We start from the raw sequence: 16515 nt of genomic DNA, 5'->3' as shown, positions 1-16515 counted from the left end.
CCCTGAGGCCTGCTGTCCGCCATCAGGTGAACGCGCGGGCAGCACTGAAGGTGCCGGTGGAGCACAGAAAGTGCTCGCATCGGCGCGCCGCGCTGGCAAGAATCCCCGCATGGAGCCGATCACCCTCACCACCGAACGCCTGCTGCTGCGGACCTTCACCTCCGAGGACACGAAGTCCGTCCACCAGGCCTGCCAGGATCCCGACATCCAGCGGTGGACGACGGTTCCCTCGCCCTACGAGTGGCAGCACGCCGTCGAGTTCACCGAGCAGACGGTCCCCGACGGCTGGCGCAACAGCACCATGTGCACCTTCGCCGTGCTGCCACGCGAGGGCGGCCCGCTGATGGGCTCGGTCGCCGTGACCATGCGCACCTTCTCCGGCACGTGGGAGATCGGCTTCTGGACGGGCAAGGAGCACCGGGGCCGGGGCGTGACGGCGGAGAGCGTCACCGCCGTCTCCCACTGGGCCTTCATGAGGCTGGGCGCCACCCGCCTGGAATGGCGCGCCGAGGTCGGCAACACCGCCTCCCGCGCGGTGGCGCAGAAGGCCGGCTTCCGCATGGAGGGGGAGATGCGCGCGGCGCTGCTCAACAAGGACACCCTGCGGGACGTGTGGGTCGGCGGACTGCTCCCGTCCGACCTCGGGCTGGCGAGCAACCACGCCTATCTGCCGGCCCGCCGCTGAGTCCGGATTCCCGCGCGCGCCGAGGCCGTCATCGGCCGCGTGGCCGGGCGGGCGGCCGTGATCGGGTCGGCGAGCACCCCTTTGTCGGGCGGAGGCCGGACTGTCAGTGGCGCCCTCTATCGTGCAGGACATGACGACGCCGCCGCCCGCCCTCGAACTCTCCGCCGACGAGGCCCGCCGCATCGCCCTGCGCGCCCAGGGGTTCCTGGGCGCTCCCGACAGGCGGGGCGGAGTGCGGGGCGTTCTTCGTCATCTCGGTGCCGTGCAGCTGGACACGATCTCGGTGCTGGCCCGCTCGCACGAGCTGATCCCGTACGCGAGGCTGGGCGCCGTCGGCCGCAAGACCGTCGAGGACGCCTACTGGACGGGCGGCCACAGCTTCGAGTACTGGTCGCACGCGGCGTGCATCCTGCCCGTCGAGGAGTGGCCCCACTTCGCCTTCAGGCGGCGCGCCTACCGCGCCCGCCCGCAGTGGTACCACGAGCTCCCGGACGGCGCGTACGACGCCGTGATCAAGCAACTGCGTGCGGAGGGCCCACTGACCGCGACCGGTCTGGGCGGCGCGAACAACGGCGGGGAGTGGTGGGACTGGTCCGCCTCCAAGGTCGCCGTCGAACGGGCTCTGATGTACGGCGAGGTCGTGTGCACCGAGCGGCGCAGCTGGAAGCGGGTGTACGACCTCGCGGAGCGTGCGATCCCCGACACCCTGCTGCACGACGACCTGGACGACGCCGAGTGCCTGCGCCGTCTCGTCCGGCTGGCGGGTGAGTCGCTGGGCGTCGGCACCCGCGCGGACATCGCGGACTACCACCGCCTCAAGGGCGAGCAGTTCGACGCCGTGGTCGTGGACTCGGGGCTGGTGCCGGTCCAGGTCCAGGGCTGGGCCAAGCCCGCCTGGGCGGATCCCGCGGCGCTCGCCTCCCCGCCGCGCGGCCGGCACCGCACGACCCTGCTCTCCCCGTTCGACTCGCTCATCTGGGAGCGCGCGCGGACGGAGCGCATCTTCGGCTTCACGCACCGGCTGGAGGCCTACGTCCCCAAGCAGAAGCGGGTGCACGGCTATTTCGCGATGCCGCTGCTCGCGGGCGGGAAGCTGCTGGGCCGCGTCGACCCGGCACGCGAAGGCAGGACGCTGGTGGCCCGCCAGGTATCGCTGGACACTCCCAAGGCCGTGGCCCCGATGGCGCAGGCCCTGCGCGAGGCGGCGGAGTGGGTGGGCTGCGACTCCGTCCGCGTCGAGCGGATCGACCGCCCCGAGCTCATGGCGGACCTGGTCAAGGCCCTGGACTGACATCGCGGACCGCTCTGCCCGCCCGTACCGGCCGGATCGCGGGAGCCTCGGCTACCGGATCTCGAGGATCTTCTCGCGCATCGCGTAGACCACGGCCTCCATCCTGGAGTGCAGCTGAAGCTTCTCCAGGATGTTGCGCACATGGTTCTTGACGGTGTTCTCCGAGATGAACAACTCCTTGGCGATGTCCCGGTTGTTCATGCCCGTCGCCACGAGCTTGAGCACCTCCAGCTCCCGGTCGGTGAGCCGGGGCGCGGGCACCAGCCTGCGCTCGTCGGTGCGCTGGATCATCGACTTGAACTCGGTGAGCAGCTTCGACGCCATGGAGGGGCTGATCTGCGACTGCCCGTCCGCCACCGCGCGGATGGCGGTCGCGACCTCGTCCGTGGAGATCTCCTTGAGGAGGTAGCCGGTGGCTCCGGCTTTGATCGCGTCGTAGAGGTCGGCTTCCTCGTCGCTGATCGTCAGCATGATGATCTTCGCGCTGGGGGCCACCTCCTTGATGGAGGTGCACGCCTCGATGCCGCCTCGCTTCGGCATCCGCACATCCATCAGCACGATGTCCGGAAGCAGGTCGGCCGCCTTGTCCACGGCCTCAGCGCCGTCGCCGGCCTCGCCGACGACCTCGATGCCCTCCTCGTGCGCGAGGACGATCTCCAGTCCCCGCCGGAAGAGCGCGTGGTCGTCGACGACCAGGACCCGGATGGGCTCCTTGCCCCCGCCGCCCTCCTCCTCGCCGTGCCGTTCACCGTCCGAGTGCGTGGCACCGGGGTGGCCCGTACTGCCGTGCACCGGACCGAAAGTGTCCGCCATCGTTCCTCCCCCTGAGGCCGTGGCCCGAAGATCATGTGTGGTACGCCAACGCCAGTGCGGGGCGCACCGGTTGGCTTACGACGTCATGCTTTCATGCCCGGGCGACAGTGCGGTGATCCTGTTGGGGCACGAGGGTGCCCCTGGGGGCGCACGAGACGCTCCAGGGGCACCGGGATTGTTCGTCGGCAGGGCTACGGGATTCCGGCGTCAGCCGCCGAGTGCACCTCCGGCGCCGCCGGCCTCGGACCCGGCCAAGGGGTCCGTCTCCAGGTGAATGACGCCGTAGTCATAGGCGTGTCGTCGGTAGACGACACTGGGCTGCTTCGTCTCCGAGTCGACGAAGAGATAGAAGTCGTGCCCGACCAACTCCATTTCGTAGAGCGCCTGGTCGAGCGTCATAGGTGCTGCTGTGTGCAGCTTCTCGCGAACCACCAGCGGTCCTTCGCCCTGCACCTCGATCGAGCCGATCTTGGTCGTGGGAACGGACTCGGTCGCCTCTTGGGCGAGGGGCCGGCCGTTGGTGGCGCTCAACTCCGCGACGCCGGGGACGACATCGACCACCTCGGCCGCGGACAGGCGGCCGGCGCCACGCCGGTTGTGACGCTTCTCGTGCTGCTTGCGAAGGCGTGCCTCCAGCTTGCCGGTCGCGAGGTCCAGCGCTGCGTACGGGTCGGCAGCCGCGGCCTCGGCCCGGATCACCGGGCCCCGCGAGCGGAGTGTGATCTCCACGCGGTCGGAACGGTCGGCCTGCCGCGGGTTGTGCTCCTTGGACACCTCGACGTCGAGGCTGATCACCTTGCCGTCGAGCTTCTGGATCTTCTCCAGCTTCAGCTTCTCGGCCACGTGCTTGCGGAACCGCTCGGGCACCTCGGTCTTGCGGCCCTTGACGACGATGTCCACGCAGAACTCCGTTCCCGGATTCGCTCCGCCCGCTCACCGGCTGCGGAGCATCTCCCTCTTGCACCAGGCTCCGGTGATCTCCGGAGCCTCGGACTTGGCGACTTTCACCTCCTCCTCCCCAATCGGCAAGGTCTCCACCCACCCCAATTTTTTCGAAGTGTCGCCGCCGCGCTTTCCCGGCCGGGAAACCGGCAGCCATTCGGTGAGGTGTGCTTGTCGCCATTCCTCACACCGAACATAGCTCTCTGGGACGGGTGTCGGCACCCGCTACTCGGAGGTACCTCCGATCAGGGGTTTTTGCCCTGTCACTAGCTGCAACGATAGGGGTTCGCATTCAGTTCCGGTTTATTCGAAGGACAGCGGTGGAACAGCGACGACCGCCGCCCGGGCCGGCACCCCGGCGCGCGGATCCGCCCCCGTTGCGGCACTCAGTGCCCGCGCCGCCTCGACGAGCGTCGCCCCGGTCGTCATGAGATCGTCCACGATCACCGCCCTGCCGCCCGCCAGGAGCCGTGCACCACCGGCCCGCACCTCCAGGGCCCCCGCCACGTTCGCGAGCCTCTCGCGGGCCGTGAGGCCCGCCTGGTCGGCCGTCCGGCGCCGTTGCCGCAACACCGGCAGCACCCGCGCGGCCCGGCCCGCGCGCCGCAGCTCGGCCGCCGCCGCAAGGGCGATCCGCCGTGCCGCGTCATGACCCCGTGCCCGGACGGCGCCCGCCGCGGACGGTACGGGCACCAGCAGCACGGGCCCGCCCGGCCCGTTCGCGTACCCCACGGCCGCCCGCACGGATCCGGCCAGTGCCGCCCCGAGCGGTCCGGCCAGCCCGAGCGCGCCGCGCTCCTTGTGCGCGAGGATCACGGCGCGGACCGAGTCGGTGTAGGCCGCCGCGGCGTGCACCACGGGAAGCCCCGCCGGCTCCGGCACCGGTCTGGCCCTACGTGCCGCCTGCCCGTGCAACGCCTGCCAGCACACCTCGCACAGCTGCGTACGGGGCGTGCCGCAGCCGCCGCAGACCGCAGGGATCACCAGACCGGAGATTTCACGCCACCACGCCCGCATGAGGACCACTGTGGCAGGCCGGCCGATCGGCCGGCCTGCCCTGTGGACAACGCGGCCGGCTGTCCGCCCTTGGCCCGCCTAGCCCGGGTAGACCGGCGCGGTGCCCTCCTTGACCAGCGTCTGCCAGTTGGCGCCGGCGGGCAGGCGCACGATGCCGTCCTCCTGCGAGTAGGCCACGAGCGGCTGGCTCTCGTCGTCCGACGCGGCGACCGACTTCACCTGGTTGAGGCCGGGCAGGATCCCCTTGGGGACGGTCGAGCCGTCCGTCTGGATGTACCGCACCTGCTGAACGCCACCGGCCTCCTTGCCGACCACGACAAGCCTGCTCGGCCCTGCCCACGACACGGCCGTGACGGCCTCCATCTGCGGTGCGGCCGGCCGCAGTTCGGTGACGGTCACGACGGGATCGTCACTGTCGCCGTGCCGTTCCACGCGCCCTATCTTCAGGGTCGTACTGCCGTCCTTGGTCAGCAGCAGCGCGATCCGCGCACCGTCCGCGGACACCTTCACCGCCTGGATACGCGCGCCGTCCAGCCCTGGAACGATCTTGACATCCTCCGGGGCGTCCGCGTCGTTCGGCAGGCGTTTGAGCGCCGGCGCGTTCGGATCCCGGTCGGCCACCCACAGATCCCCGCGCCCGTCCCAGCTCGGCGCGGTCAGACGGTTGTCGGGTCCCTTGCCGGAGCTGGTGATCACCGGGGCGCCCAGCTTGCTGTCGGAGACGATCGACGCCACGTACAGCCGACTGAAGTCGCCGGCGACGGCCGCGGCCTTGTGCTCGTCCCTCGCCACACCGACCGTGTCCACCGCGAGGCGGCCGTCACCGAAGGGGCCTGCCACGTTCTGCGGTTCGCCGGCCTCCGCGCCTCCCGCCGCCAGCAGGGCCAGTCGGCGCTTGCTGTCGACGAAGTACTGGTTGTCCGGGCGTCCGGAGGAGTGGTCCGGCGCGTAGCCCTCGGCCTGGCCGGCACTCATCACACACAGCTGCGATCCGTTCGAGCGCAGAAGCTCGACCTGCTCGAGCCTCGCCGCCGACAGGTCCTTGATGGTGAACATGATCTGCGCAGCCATCTTCATGCACTGCGTGCGCCCCACGTTGGACGCCTTGTCGTCCAGAGGCACCTTCAGACCGTTGCGGTCGTCGAACGACAGCGACGTGGCGCCGTCCTTGAGCTTCATCGCCGTACCGGTCGGGAACCGCGACTCGACGACCGGCTTCAGCCAGGCCGTGGGCCCTTCCAGCAGCGCCTTGACCGCCTGGGTCACCGGGTCCATCCGGGTCACCGGGTCCTGCCGCTGCCTGATGTAGACCGGGTCGGCGACCACGACGTCGCGTCCGGAGGCGAAGTAGTACTTGTTGACCGAGCGGTAGTTGCGCTCGAAGTCGGACGCGCCCAGCAGCAGCCCGGCGGGCAGGCTGTCGATGCGCCACTGCTTGCCGTCGGGGCCGGCCTTCTGCGACAGATGGATGGTCCGGCGGTACTCGCTCGGCGTGACGGGCTGATAGGCGTGCTGCGCGTCGACGGTCGCGATGTGCCGTCCGAGCAGCGGGTAACTCATCCCGGGGTTGTCCCGGCGGCCCGGGACCGGCACGCCCGGATCGGGAGCCGACGCCAGCACCGTCGTGCTCGCCTCCGGCTGCCACTTCTCCGAAGCCTCCTCGGTCAGGTACGAGCGCGCCGTGTCGAAGTTGGTGTCGTCACTGGTCATCGCCTCGAGGAAGCCCGTGACGATCTCGTCCGGGGTCGCGTCCTTCCGCGGCGGCACCGCGTACACCCGCACCTGCGAGTCGGCCCGCTGAGACGCCTTGACGGCATGGACGTCACCGGTGTCCGGCATCGAGGCACACCCGGCCAGCAGCACTCCGCTGCAGCCGAGCAGCGCCGATACGCGCCGCACGCCCGTCTGCCCGTGACGACGGGGATCAGCGCCCACGAGTCGTGTCCTCCCACTCCGATGAAGACCTTGCCGCGGGGAGGTCGCCCCGCTCGCCTGTCTGCCGCGCCACCACCCGTGAGCCGTTGCCCGGCAGTGCCGTCGGGTCGACCTCGGGAGGCGCGGTACGCGGCGGAAGCGGCGACAGGTCCGACGCCCCCTGAACGGGCACGGACGTCATCCGGTGCCCGTTCCCCTCAGATTTCCCCGACGAGGCGGCACGCTCCCGGTTCTGCCGGGAGTCCTCCGGCTCCAGCGGTATCGGTGAGCCACGCAGCGGCTCGTCCGCCGTACGCGGCAGGGTCAGACGGAACTGCGAGCCGCCGCCCGGCTCGCCCCACGCCTGCAGCCAGCCACCGTGCAGTCTGGCGTCCTCGACGGCGATCGACAGGCCGAGGCCGGTGCCGCCCGTGGTCCGCGCACGCGCCGGATCGGCACGCCAGAACCTGTTGAACACGCGGGTCGCCTCACCGGGCTTGAGACCCACGCCGTAGTCCCGCACCGCGACCGCGACGGCGCCGCCGGCCACGGCCATGCGGACCACGACGTCCTTGCCGTCACCGTGCTCGACGGCGTTGACCACGAGATTGCGCAGCACTCGCTCGACGCGCCGGGCGTCCGCCTCGGCGACGACGGGCTGCTCGTCACCGACGACCCGTATACGGCTGCCCTTGCGTTCCGCCAGCGGCTCGGCGCCGCCGATGACCCGCCGTACGACCTCGCGCAGGTCTATCGGCTCTGCCTCGAGCGCGGCGGCACCCGCGTCGAACCGGCTGATCTCCAGCAGATCGGAGAGCAGCGATTCGAAGCGGTCGAGCTGGTCGCCGAGGAGTTCGGCGGAGCGTGCCGTCACCGGGTCGAAGTCGCTGCGCGCCTCGTGGATGACATCGGCGGCCATCCGTACCGTCGTCAGCGGCGTACGCAGCTCGTGCGAAACGTCCGAGACGAAGCGGCGCTGCATCCTGGAGAGCTCCTCGAGCTGCTGGATCTTCAGCTGGAGGTTCTGCGCCATCTTGTTGAACGCCTCGCCGAGCCTCGCGATGTCGTCCTCGCCGGTGACCTTCATCCGCTCCTGGAGCCGGCCCGCCGCGAGACGCTCCGCGATCCCGGCCGCCATCCGTACGGGGGTGACGATCTGGCGCACCACGAGCCAGGCGATCGCGCCGAGCAGCACCACGACGAAGAGTCCCGCCGTGGCGAGGGTGCCTCTGACCAGGTTCAGCGACTGCTCCTCCTGCGCGAGAGGGAACAGGTAGTACAGCTCGTAGGGGTTGCCCTCGATGTCGTTCAGCTGCGTGCCCACGACGAGCCCGGGCTCGGGATCGACCACGTTGTCCGTGTACCGGATGCTGAGGTACGTCTCGAACGTCCCCCCGCCCTGCCGCACGGCGTCCCGCAGGTCCTGCGGGATGCTCGCCGGGTCCACGCCACCTGAGGTACGTGGCGCACGACTGGTGCCCGCGCCCTGTGCGTCGGCGCTGAGCGCGACCACGTTGAAAGCGCCCTGGCCGCCGCTGGAGAGCTGCACCACAAGATCGGAACGCCACGTACGGGCGTTTCCGTCCGCTGCGTTGTCGCCCTGCCCGCCGCCGGGGCCGATCGGCGCGTTCGCCTTCTCCCTGGCGACGGCGAAGCCGCCTGCCGCCTGACTCTGTGCCGCCTTGCCCTTGGCGTCGAGCAGGCCGTTGCGCACCTGGCCGATGACGACGAAGCCGAGCAGCACCACCACGCCCAGTGACATCAGGAGCGTGCTCACGACCACCCGGAGCTGGATGTTCCGTCGCCACAGCCTCACGGCAGGGAGCAGCGGACGGCGCACCCAGCGCATCACGAGCCGGGGCACCGGCCCGCCGGGGGCGCTTTCCTGGAGCAACCGTCCGCCATGGAGCAGACGGCCGAATCGCGAGGGACCACGCCCCGGTCCGGCAGCCCGCCCCGTACGGACCCCCGGCTCGCCGGGCTTCGGAGCAACGCTGCCATTGGACATGTCAGCTCGGCCCGGCCTTGTAACCGACACCACGGACGGTCACCACGATCTCCGGCCGCTCCGGATCCTTCTCGACCTTGGAGCGCAGCCGCTGCACGTGCACGTTCACCAGCCGGGTGTCGGCGGCGTGGCGGTAACCCCACACCTGCTCCAGCAGCACCTCTCGGGTGAACACCTGCCAGGGCTTGCGCGCGAGCGCGACCAGCAGGTCGAACTCCAGCGGGGTCAGCGCTATCGACTGCCCGTCCCGCTTCACGGAGTGACCGGCGACGTCGATGACCAGGTCCCCGATCGTCAGCTGCTCCGGCGCGGGCTCCTCCGACCTCCGCAGCCGGGCCCGGATCCGGGCGACCAGCTCCTTCGGCTTGAACGGCTTGACGATGTAGTCGTCGGCCCCGGACTCGAGCCCGACCACGACATCGACGGTGTCGCTCTTGGCAGTGAGCATCACGATCGGTACACCCGACTCGGCCCGGATCAGCCTGCACACCTCGATGCCGTCCCTTCCGGGCAGCATGAGGTCGAGCAGCACCAGATCCGGCTTGGCCTCCCTGAAAGCGGCAAGTGCCTTGTCACCGTCCGCTACGAACGACGGCTCGAAACCTTCACCACGCAGCACAATGCCGAGCATCTCGGCCAGTGCGGTGTCGTCGTCGACGACAAGGACTCGTCCCTTCATAAACGACATCATCCCATTAGCTAATCGTTACCTGGCGTGACCTGGCACACAGCTCCGCTACGCCACCCACGGTGACCGGCGACAACACCCCCTCCTCGGTGACGATCGCCGTCACCAGATCCGGCGGCGTGACATCGAATGCGGGGTTGTACGCCTGGGTTCCCAGGGGGGCCACTGTCTGCCCGCCGCTTCCGGCGCCGGCCACTGCGGACTGCGGGGATGTTACCTCCGTCACCTCGTGCCCCGGTCGCTGCTCCACCTCGATCGCCGAGCCGTCCGGTGTCGCCAGGTCGATCGTCGTCGTAGGGGCGACCACGACGAACGGCACATGGTGGTACTTGGCGAGCACGGCCAGCGGGTAGCTGCCGACCTTGTTCGCCACCGAGCCGTCCGCGGCGATCCGGTCCGCCCCGATCAGGACGGCGTCCACCTCGCCGGCCGCGAACAGGGATCCCGCGGCGTTGTCCGTCAGCAGCGTGTAGGGCAGTCCGTTGCGTGCCGCCTCGTAGGCGGTGAGCCGGGAGCCCTGCAGCAGCGGCCGTGTCTCGTCCACCCACAGCCGCTGGAGCCGGCCCGCCCGGTGCGCCGACAGCGCTACGGCGAACGCCGTCCCCTCGCCGCCGGACACCAGTGCCCCGGTGTTGCAGTGCGTAAGGATCCGGTGACCTCCGCCGGGCAGCAGCTCCTCCAGCAGCGCCAGGCCGTGCTCGGCCATCAGCCGGCTGGCCTCCGCGTCACGGCGGTGCAGTTCCTCGGCCGCCGCGAGCGCCGCGCGGGCCGCCTCTTCGCCGTCGGCCCCACGCTCGACGGCGGTCCGGTACGCGGACGCCGCCAGCCGCACCCCATACCCGAGGTTCACCGCGGTGGGCCGCGCCGTCTCCAGCAGTTCCGCGGCCTCGTCCACGTCGAAGCCCCGCAGCGCCGCGAGCGCGACTCCGTAGGCACCGGCGATGCCGAGGAGCGGCGCTCCGCGCACCGCGAGCGTACGGATCGCCCGCACCAGGACGGAAACGTCGGTGCAGACCAGCTCGACCTCCTCGGCGGGGAGCCGGGTCTGGTCGAGAAGCACCAGTACGGGCCCTTCGGGCGGCTCGTCCCAACGCAGCACGGGAAGCTTCGACGGCTCGGCACACACCGGGTTTTGTACGTACTGATCAGCCATCCGCCCAGTCTGCCCGGTGCCGCTCCGACAATGAAGGTACGAAGGTGACCCGGGCACCGGTCCGCCGACAGCCCGCGCGTGGCACGATGGCAGCCAACCGGCCGCCCGGACAGGCGGAAGGACACTGTGAACGCGCCGGCTCGACGAGCCGGCCCCGTGAACGATCCATGAGGTGGACGACCGTGAACGACACTCCGGGTTGGGCATCGCCCGGATCGGCTCCTTCCGAAGGGCAGAACGGCCCCGGCGTACCGCAGCCCGCGCCGCCCGCGGACGGAAGCGGTCCTGCCTCGAAGTGGTCCAAGGAGCAGCCCCCTCCCGGACAGTGGTCCGCGCCGACCGGCCCCGGCCAGGTCCCCGGCCCGCCCCCGCCGCGCTGGGGCGGCGGCGGGCACCACGGCGGCGGCTGGGGCGGGCCCCCCGCCGCAGCCAAACCGGGAGTCATCCCGCTCCGGCCCCTCGGCGTCGGTGAAATCCTCGACGGCGCGGTGTCGACGCTGCGCGCGCACTGGCGCACGGTCCTGAGCGTGACGATCACGGTCTCCGTCATCTCCCAGATCTGCAGCATCCTCGTGGAGCGTTACCTGCTCCCCGCGCCTCCCGAGGTCAATCCCGACGCGACGCCCGAGGAAGCCCTGGAGCAGTCCGTCGAGTCGCTGCAATCGAGCCTGGTGGCCCTCGGCCCCGCCCTGTTGATCACCTTGATCGGCACCTTGCTCACCACCGCACTGCTCACCGTGGTGATCAGCCGCTCGGTGCTCGGCCGCCCGATCACCCTCGCCGAGGCTTGGCGCGAGGCCCGGCCGCGACTGCCCCACCTTCTGGGCCTCACCCTGCTGCTGCCGCTGGGCAGCGCCGCGATCATGACCGTCGGTGTACTGCCGGGAATGCTGATCGGTGGCGCGGGCGTGCTCCTGTCCGTGGTCGGCGGTCTCGCCGCCATCACCGTCATCATCTGGCTGATGGTCCGCTTCGCCCTGGCCTCCCCCGCCCTCGTGCTGGAACGTCAAGGCGTCATCACTTCGCTGCGCCGCTCCGCCAAGCTCGTCCAAGGCGCCTGGTGGCGCATCTTCGGGATCACGCTGCTGACTCTGCTGCTGGTATTCGTCGTGAGCATGGTCATCGCCATCCCGTTCACGATCATCGGCTTCGCGGTGGACGGCGCCGGAATCGGCGATCTGTTCACCGGGACCGGCCCCGACTTCGGCTGGCCCTTCCTGATCATCACGGGCATCGGATCCGTGATCGCCTCGTCGATCACCTACCCGATCTCCGCCGGCGTGACGGTGCTCCTCTACGTGGACCAGCGCATCCGCCGCGAAGCGCTCGACCTCGAACTCGCGCGGGCAGCCGGCGTCTCCGGCTACGGGTCGGCACCTCCCGGTGACCGCTCCACCGGGGGCTGATGCGGTGTTGGGCACGGGGGGCGCGACGGCGGCACTGCTGGTCGGCGCGAGCGACGACGTACCGGTGGACACTCCGCGCGAGCCCGCCCGCGAGGCGGCGGAGCGCGAGCTGTCCAGGCCGATGTACCACGAGAACGACCCGAACCTCCTCGAGCGCGCCCTCGACCGCTTCTGGGAGTGGGTCGACAGCCTCTTCGGCGCCGCTTCGAGCGGCACCCCCGGCGGCTTGATCGGCCTGATCGCCGTCATCCTCGTCGTCGTCGCCCTCGCGGCCGCCCTGTGGTGGCGGCTCGGTAAGCCCCAGCGCACGGTCCGTACCTCGGACTCCCTCTTCGAAGACGGCCCGCGCAGCGCTTCCGCGCACCGCGCCGCGGCGGACAAGCACGCCGCCGCCGAGCGATGGAACCAGGCGGTGCAGGAGCGGATGCGCGCCATCGTCCGCTCGCTCGAGGAACGCACGCTCCTCGACGCCAGGCCGGGCCGTACCGCCGACGAGGCCGCCGCGGAGGCGGGGCGCCCGCTCCCCCACCACGCCGACGAACTGCGCGCCGCGGCCCGTGTCTTCGACGACGTCACGTACGGCGGTCGCACCGCCGACCGGCAGGCGTACGAACGGCTCCGGGATCTCGACCTCGCCCTGGAGAGCACCAAGCCCCTGTCGGCCACCGCTGCCGAAGGAGCCGCCGAATGACCGGCCTCACGGGCAGCACCACGTCCATGTCGCCCTCCTCCCGCCAGGTCTGGAACCGCGTCCGCGGCCTGCTCCTCGCGGTCATGCTCCTCGTCGTGGGCGGCATCGCCATGGCGGCACTGCAATCGGGTGATCACCACGGCCGTCTCGACCCACGCTCCGTGGACCAGCACGGCAGCCGTGCTGTCGCCGAACTCCTCAAGGGCCGGGGAGTCTCGACCAGCGTGGTCACCACCCTCGCGGACGCCACCGCCGCTGCCGGCGCCGACACCACCGTCCTCGTCACCGACCCCGACATGCTGACGGCAACTCAGCAGCGGGACTTCCGGTCCGGGACCGCCTCCGCCGGCGGACGAACAGTGCTGATCGCCCCCGGTTTCGCCTCCGTCGGCACACTCGCGCCGGACGTCGACGTCGAATCCCGGACCGAGGTGTCCGAGCGCAGTCCCCGGTGCGACCTCCCCGCCGCCCGCCGCGCGGGCAGCGCCGATCTCGGCGGTGAGCGCTACTCGACCGAGGCGCCCGGCGCCGACAGTTGTTACCCGAGCGACGGCCTTCCCTCCCTGGTGCGGCTCGACGCGCCGAACGACGGCGACACCGTCCTCCTGGGCGCTCCGGACATCCTCTACAACGATCGTCTCGACAAACACGGCAATGCCTCCCTCGCCCTTCAACTTCTCGGGTCCCGACCCGAACTGGTCTGGTACATCCCTTCTCTCGACGACCCCTCCGCGGCGAACCCCGCCGACGGAGACGGCGACGACCAGGGCAGCGGTGAAACGGACGGCGAGGACACGTTCTTCGACCTGATCCCCGGCGGCTGGCTGTGGGGCACGCTGCAACTCCTCGTGGCGGCCGTCCTGGCGGCCGTCTGGCGTGCCCGCCGGCTCGGCCCTCTGGTGACCGAACAACTGCCGGTCGCCATCCGCGCGTCGGAGACCACCGAGGGCCGCGCCCGCCTCTACCGCAAGGTGAACGCGCGCGACCGCGCCGCCGCCTCGCTCCGCTCCGCCACCAGAACTCGCCTTGCCCCGCTTCTCGGTGTCTCCGCCTCCGACACCCACTCGCCTGAAGCCCTGCTTCCCGCGGTCTCCGCGCACCTCCCCCATGGTGAGCACGACCTCCGTGAACTGCTCTTCGGCGCTCCCCCGGCCGACGACACCGCACTCGTCCGACTCGCAGACCAACTCGACGCCCTCGAAAGAGAGGTACGCACCTCATGAGCGCCCCGACCCCCGAGACAGCCGAGAGCTCGGACCGCGCCCGCGCCTCCCTGGAGGCCCTGCGCACCGAGATCGCCAAGGCCGTGGTCGGCCAGGATCCCGCTGTCACCGGTCTCGTCGTGGCTCTGCTCTGCCGCGGTCACGTCCTTCTCGAGGGAGTGCCTGGCGTCGCCAAGACCCTCCTGGTGCGTGCACTGGCCGCATCGCTCGAGCTCGACACGAAGCGCGTCCAGTTCACCCCCGACCTGATGCCCAGCGATGTCACCGGGTCCCTCGTCTACGACAGCCACACGTCCGAGTTCTCGTTCCAGCCCGGGCCGGTCTTCACGAACCTCCTTCTCGCCGACGAGATCAACCGCACGCCGCCCAAGACCCAGTCGTCGCTCCTCGAAGCGATGGAGGAGCGACAGGTGACGGTCGACGGCACCCCTCGTCTGCTCCCCGATCCCTTCCTCGTCGCCGCGACGCAGAACCCCGTCGAGTACGAGGGCACTTACCCCCTTCCGGAAGCACAGCTGGACCGCTTCCTCCTCAAGCTGACGGTCCCCCTTCCGTCCCGCGAGGACGAGATCAATGTCCTGACCCGGCACGCGGAGGGCTTCAATCCCCGCGACCTCGAAGCGGCGGGGGTGCGACCCGTCGCCGGCCCTGCGGAACTGGAAGCGGCCCGTCTCGCCGTGGCCAAGACCTCCGTCTCCGCCGAGATCGCCGCCTACGTCGTCGATATCTGTCGTGCCACCCGTGAATCCCCCTCACTCACGCTCGGCGCCTCCCCCCGAGGCGCTACCGCGCTGCTGTCCACCGCCCGCGCCTGGGCCTGGCTCACCGGACGCGACTACGTCATCCCGGACGATGTGAAGGCCCTCGCCCTGCCCACCCTTCGGCACCGGATCCAGCTCCGGCCCGAGGCGGAGATGGAGGGAGTCACCGCCGACTCCGTCATCACCGCGATCCTCGCCCACGTCCCCGTACCGCGCTGAGGCACCGATGGCCCTCACCGGACGAACCGCACTCCTGGCCGCGCTCGGCTCACTCCCCGTAGGCATCCTCGCTCCGAGCTGGACCGGGATGCTCGCTGTCAACGCGCCCCTCTCACTCGCAATCCTGTGCGACTACGCCCTCGCCGCGCCAGTACGAACGCTCCGGTTCACCCGAAGTGGTGATACATCCGTTCGACTCGGTGACGTGGCGACGGTCGACCTGATGGTCACCAACCCCTCGGGCCGGCGTCTGCGGGCCGACCTGCGCGATGCCTGGCCGCCGAGCAGCTGGCTGCCGGGGGCGGAGCAGTCCGCCTCCCGCCACAAGGTGACCGTCCCGGCCGGCGAGCGTCGCCGCCTCACCACGGTCCTGCGGCCCACACGACGGGGCGACCGCCGGCCGGAGCGCATCACGGTCCGCTCTTACGGTCCGCTGGGCCTGGCGGCCCGGCAGGGCCATCACAAGGTGCCTTGGACCGTTCGCGTCCTCCCTCCGTTCACGAGCCGCAAGCATCTGCCGTCCCGCCTGGCGCGCCTGCGCGAACTCGACGGCCGCACCAGCGTGCTGATCCGGGGCCAGGGAACGGAGTTCGACAGTCTTCGCGACTACGTGCCCGGGGACGACACCCGCTCCATCGACTGGCGGGCCACCGCCCGGCGGACCACCGTTGCCGTCCGCACCTGGCGCCCGGAGCGTGACCGGCACATCCTCATCGTTCTCGACACGGGACGGACCTCGGCGGGACGCGTGGGGGATGTCCCGCGCCTGGACGCCGCGATGGACGCCGCGCTCCTGCTGGGCGCGCTGGCGTCACGCGCCGGTGACCGGGTCGGACTGTTGGCGTACGACCGCCGCATCCGCGCCCAGGTCGTGGGACGGTCCGCAGGGGACGTTCTTCCGGCCATGGTCAACGCGTTCGCTCCCCTGGAGCCGGAACTCGTCGAGACAGACGCCCGCGGCCTCAGCGCTGCTGCGCTGACGAATGCTCCCCGCCGGTCCCTCATCGTCCTTCTGACGAGCCTCGACGCCGCTCCTGTCGAGGAAGGCCTGCTCCCCGTCCTCCCGCAGCTCACGCAGCGCCACACCGTCCTGGTGGCCTCTGTGGCGGATCCTCACATCGAACGCATGAAGGCGACGCGCGGCTCGGTCGAGGGCGTCTATGACGCCGCGGCAGCGACCCAGGCCCAGTCCCAGCGGAACCGGGCGGCGGAACAGTTGCAGCGCCACGGAGTCACCGTTGTGGATGCGACACCGGAGAAGATCGCACCCGCCCTCGCCGATGCCTATCTCGCTCTCAAAGCAGCCGGTCGCCTCTGAGCCAGAAAGTCCCGTCAGATGCGGCCGGCTCGCCCCGGAACCGGCGAGCCATCACGCATGGGAATTGGCCCTGAACGCAGGAAAGCCCCGCACCAGAGGTGCGGGGCTTTCCCACAATGATTGTTCGGCGGCGTCCTACTCTCCCACAGGGTCCCCCCTGCAGTACCATCGGCGCTGAAAGGCTTAGCTTCCGGGTTCGGAATGTAACCGGGCGTTTCCCTAACGCAATGACCACCGAAACACTATGAAGATATCCGAACTACCAGCCGGCAACCCCGCAAAACGGGATCGGGCGAGTTCGTTACTTCAGAACTAACACAGTGGACGCGAGCAACTGAGGACAAGCCCTCGGCCTATTAGTACCGGTCAACTCCACCCCTTACAGG

Annotated in this window: 14 protein-coding genes and 1 rRNA gene; 7 read left to right on the top strand and 8 right to left on the bottom strand. The window is 70.5% G+C overall.

The features are described 5' to 3' along the window. Positions 1-109: 109 nt before the first annotated feature. Both ACIPJI_RS00075 and ACIPJI_RS00070 read left to right on the top strand, forming a co-directional pair. A complete protein-coding gene (locus ACIPJI_RS00075) occupies positions 110-685 on the top strand; it encodes a GNAT family N-acetyltransferase (protein WP_356622047.1) in 576 nt (191 codons plus the stop codon). Between the two features lie 130 nt (positions 686-815). Further along, complete coding sequence (locus ACIPJI_RS00070) at positions 816-1976, top strand: winged helix-turn-helix domain-containing protein (protein WP_402243663.1); 1161 nt, start codon at positions 816-818, stop codon at positions 1974-1976. A 51-nt stretch (positions 1977-2027) separates the two neighbouring features. Here ACIPJI_RS00070 and ACIPJI_RS00065 read toward each other — a convergent pair whose 3' ends face one another. The 7 genes from ACIPJI_RS00065 to mtnA form a co-directional block, all read right to left on the bottom strand. Next, on the bottom strand, positions 2028-2789 hold the full coding sequence (locus ACIPJI_RS00065; RefSeq protein WP_356622049.1) for a response regulator transcription factor: 762 nt from the start codon (positions 2787-2789) through the stop codon (positions 2028-2030). A gap of 207 nt (positions 2790-2996) precedes the next feature. Next, positions 2997-3689, bottom strand: coding sequence for a ribosome hibernation-promoting factor, HPF/YfiA family (gene hpf / locus ACIPJI_RS00060; protein ID WP_159691493.1), 693 nt, complete (start codon positions 3687-3689; stop codon positions 2997-2999). 345 nt (positions 3690-4034) lie between these two features. Continuing rightward, positions 4035-4748, bottom strand: a complete 714-nt coding sequence (locus tag ACIPJI_RS00055) for a ComF family protein (protein WP_356622050.1) — start codon at positions 4746-4748, stop codon at positions 4035-4037. Between the two features lie 78 nt (positions 4749-4826). Next, entirely contained in the window at positions 4827-6683 is a 1857-nt protein-coding gene (locus ACIPJI_RS00050) for an LpqB family beta-propeller domain-containing protein (RefSeq protein ID WP_402243662.1), read from the bottom strand. Beyond that, positions 6673-8670, bottom strand: a complete 1998-nt coding sequence (gene mtrB / locus ACIPJI_RS00045) for an MtrAB system histidine kinase MtrB (protein ID WP_307706715.1) — start codon at positions 8668-8670, stop codon at positions 6673-6675. The genes ACIPJI_RS00050 and mtrB overlap by 11 nt, the downstream gene beginning before the upstream one ends. Position 8671: 1 nt before the next feature. Further along, entirely contained in the window at positions 8672-9361 is a 690-nt protein-coding gene (mtrA, locus tag ACIPJI_RS00040; RefSeq protein ID WP_005316841.1) for a two-component system response regulator MtrA, read from the bottom strand. Between the two features lie 4 nt (positions 9362-9365). After that, positions 9366-10511: an S-methyl-5-thioribose-1-phosphate isomerase gene (gene mtnA / locus ACIPJI_RS00035; protein ID WP_402243661.1), complete on the bottom strand. Its 1146-nt coding sequence runs from the start codon at positions 10509-10511 to the stop codon at positions 9366-9368. Between the two features lie 182 nt (positions 10512-10693). Between mtnA and ACIPJI_RS00030 the strand changes: the two genes are divergently transcribed. From ACIPJI_RS00030 to ACIPJI_RS00010, 5 genes are read left to right on the top strand one after another with little or no spacing between them, the layout of a single operon-like run. Beyond that, complete coding sequence (locus ACIPJI_RS00030) at positions 10694-11917, top strand: glycerophosphoryl diester phosphodiesterase membrane domain-containing protein (RefSeq protein ID WP_356622052.1); 1224 nt, start codon at positions 10694-10696, stop codon at positions 11915-11917. 4 nt (positions 11918-11921) lie between these two features. Next, positions 11922-12608: a DUF4129 domain-containing protein gene (locus ACIPJI_RS00025; RefSeq protein ID WP_402243660.1), complete on the top strand. Its 687-nt coding sequence runs from the start codon at positions 11922-11924 to the stop codon at positions 12606-12608. After that, positions 12605-13831, top strand: a complete 1227-nt coding sequence (locus ACIPJI_RS00020; protein ID WP_402243659.1) for a DUF4350 domain-containing protein — start codon at positions 12605-12607, stop codon at positions 13829-13831. The genes ACIPJI_RS00025 and ACIPJI_RS00020 overlap by 4 nt, the downstream gene beginning before the upstream one ends. After that, entirely contained in the window at positions 13828-14811 is a 984-nt protein-coding gene (locus tag ACIPJI_RS00015) for a MoxR family ATPase (protein ID WP_356622055.1), read from the top strand. The genes ACIPJI_RS00020 and ACIPJI_RS00015 overlap by 4 nt, the downstream gene beginning before the upstream one ends. A 7-nt stretch (positions 14812-14818) precedes the next feature. Further along, positions 14819-16129 (top strand): DUF58 domain-containing protein, encoded by a 1311-nt coding sequence (locus ACIPJI_RS00010; protein WP_402243658.1) that lies wholly within the window; start codon positions 14819-14821, stop codon positions 16127-16129. 122 nt (positions 16130-16251) lie between these two features. Here ACIPJI_RS00010 and rrf read toward each other — a convergent pair. Continuing rightward, a 5S ribosomal RNA gene (gene rrf / locus ACIPJI_RS00005) occupies positions 16252-16368 on the bottom strand. Positions 16369-16515 lie beyond the last annotated feature (147 nt).

Origin of the sequence: Streptomyces sp. NPDC086835 (assembly GCF_044745705.1) — a bacterium.
In the GTDB taxonomy this organism is placed as follows: Bacteria; Actinomycetota; Actinomycetes; order Streptomycetales; family Streptomycetaceae; genus Streptomyces.
This window is presented reverse-complemented; position numbering and strand designations above follow the sequence as displayed.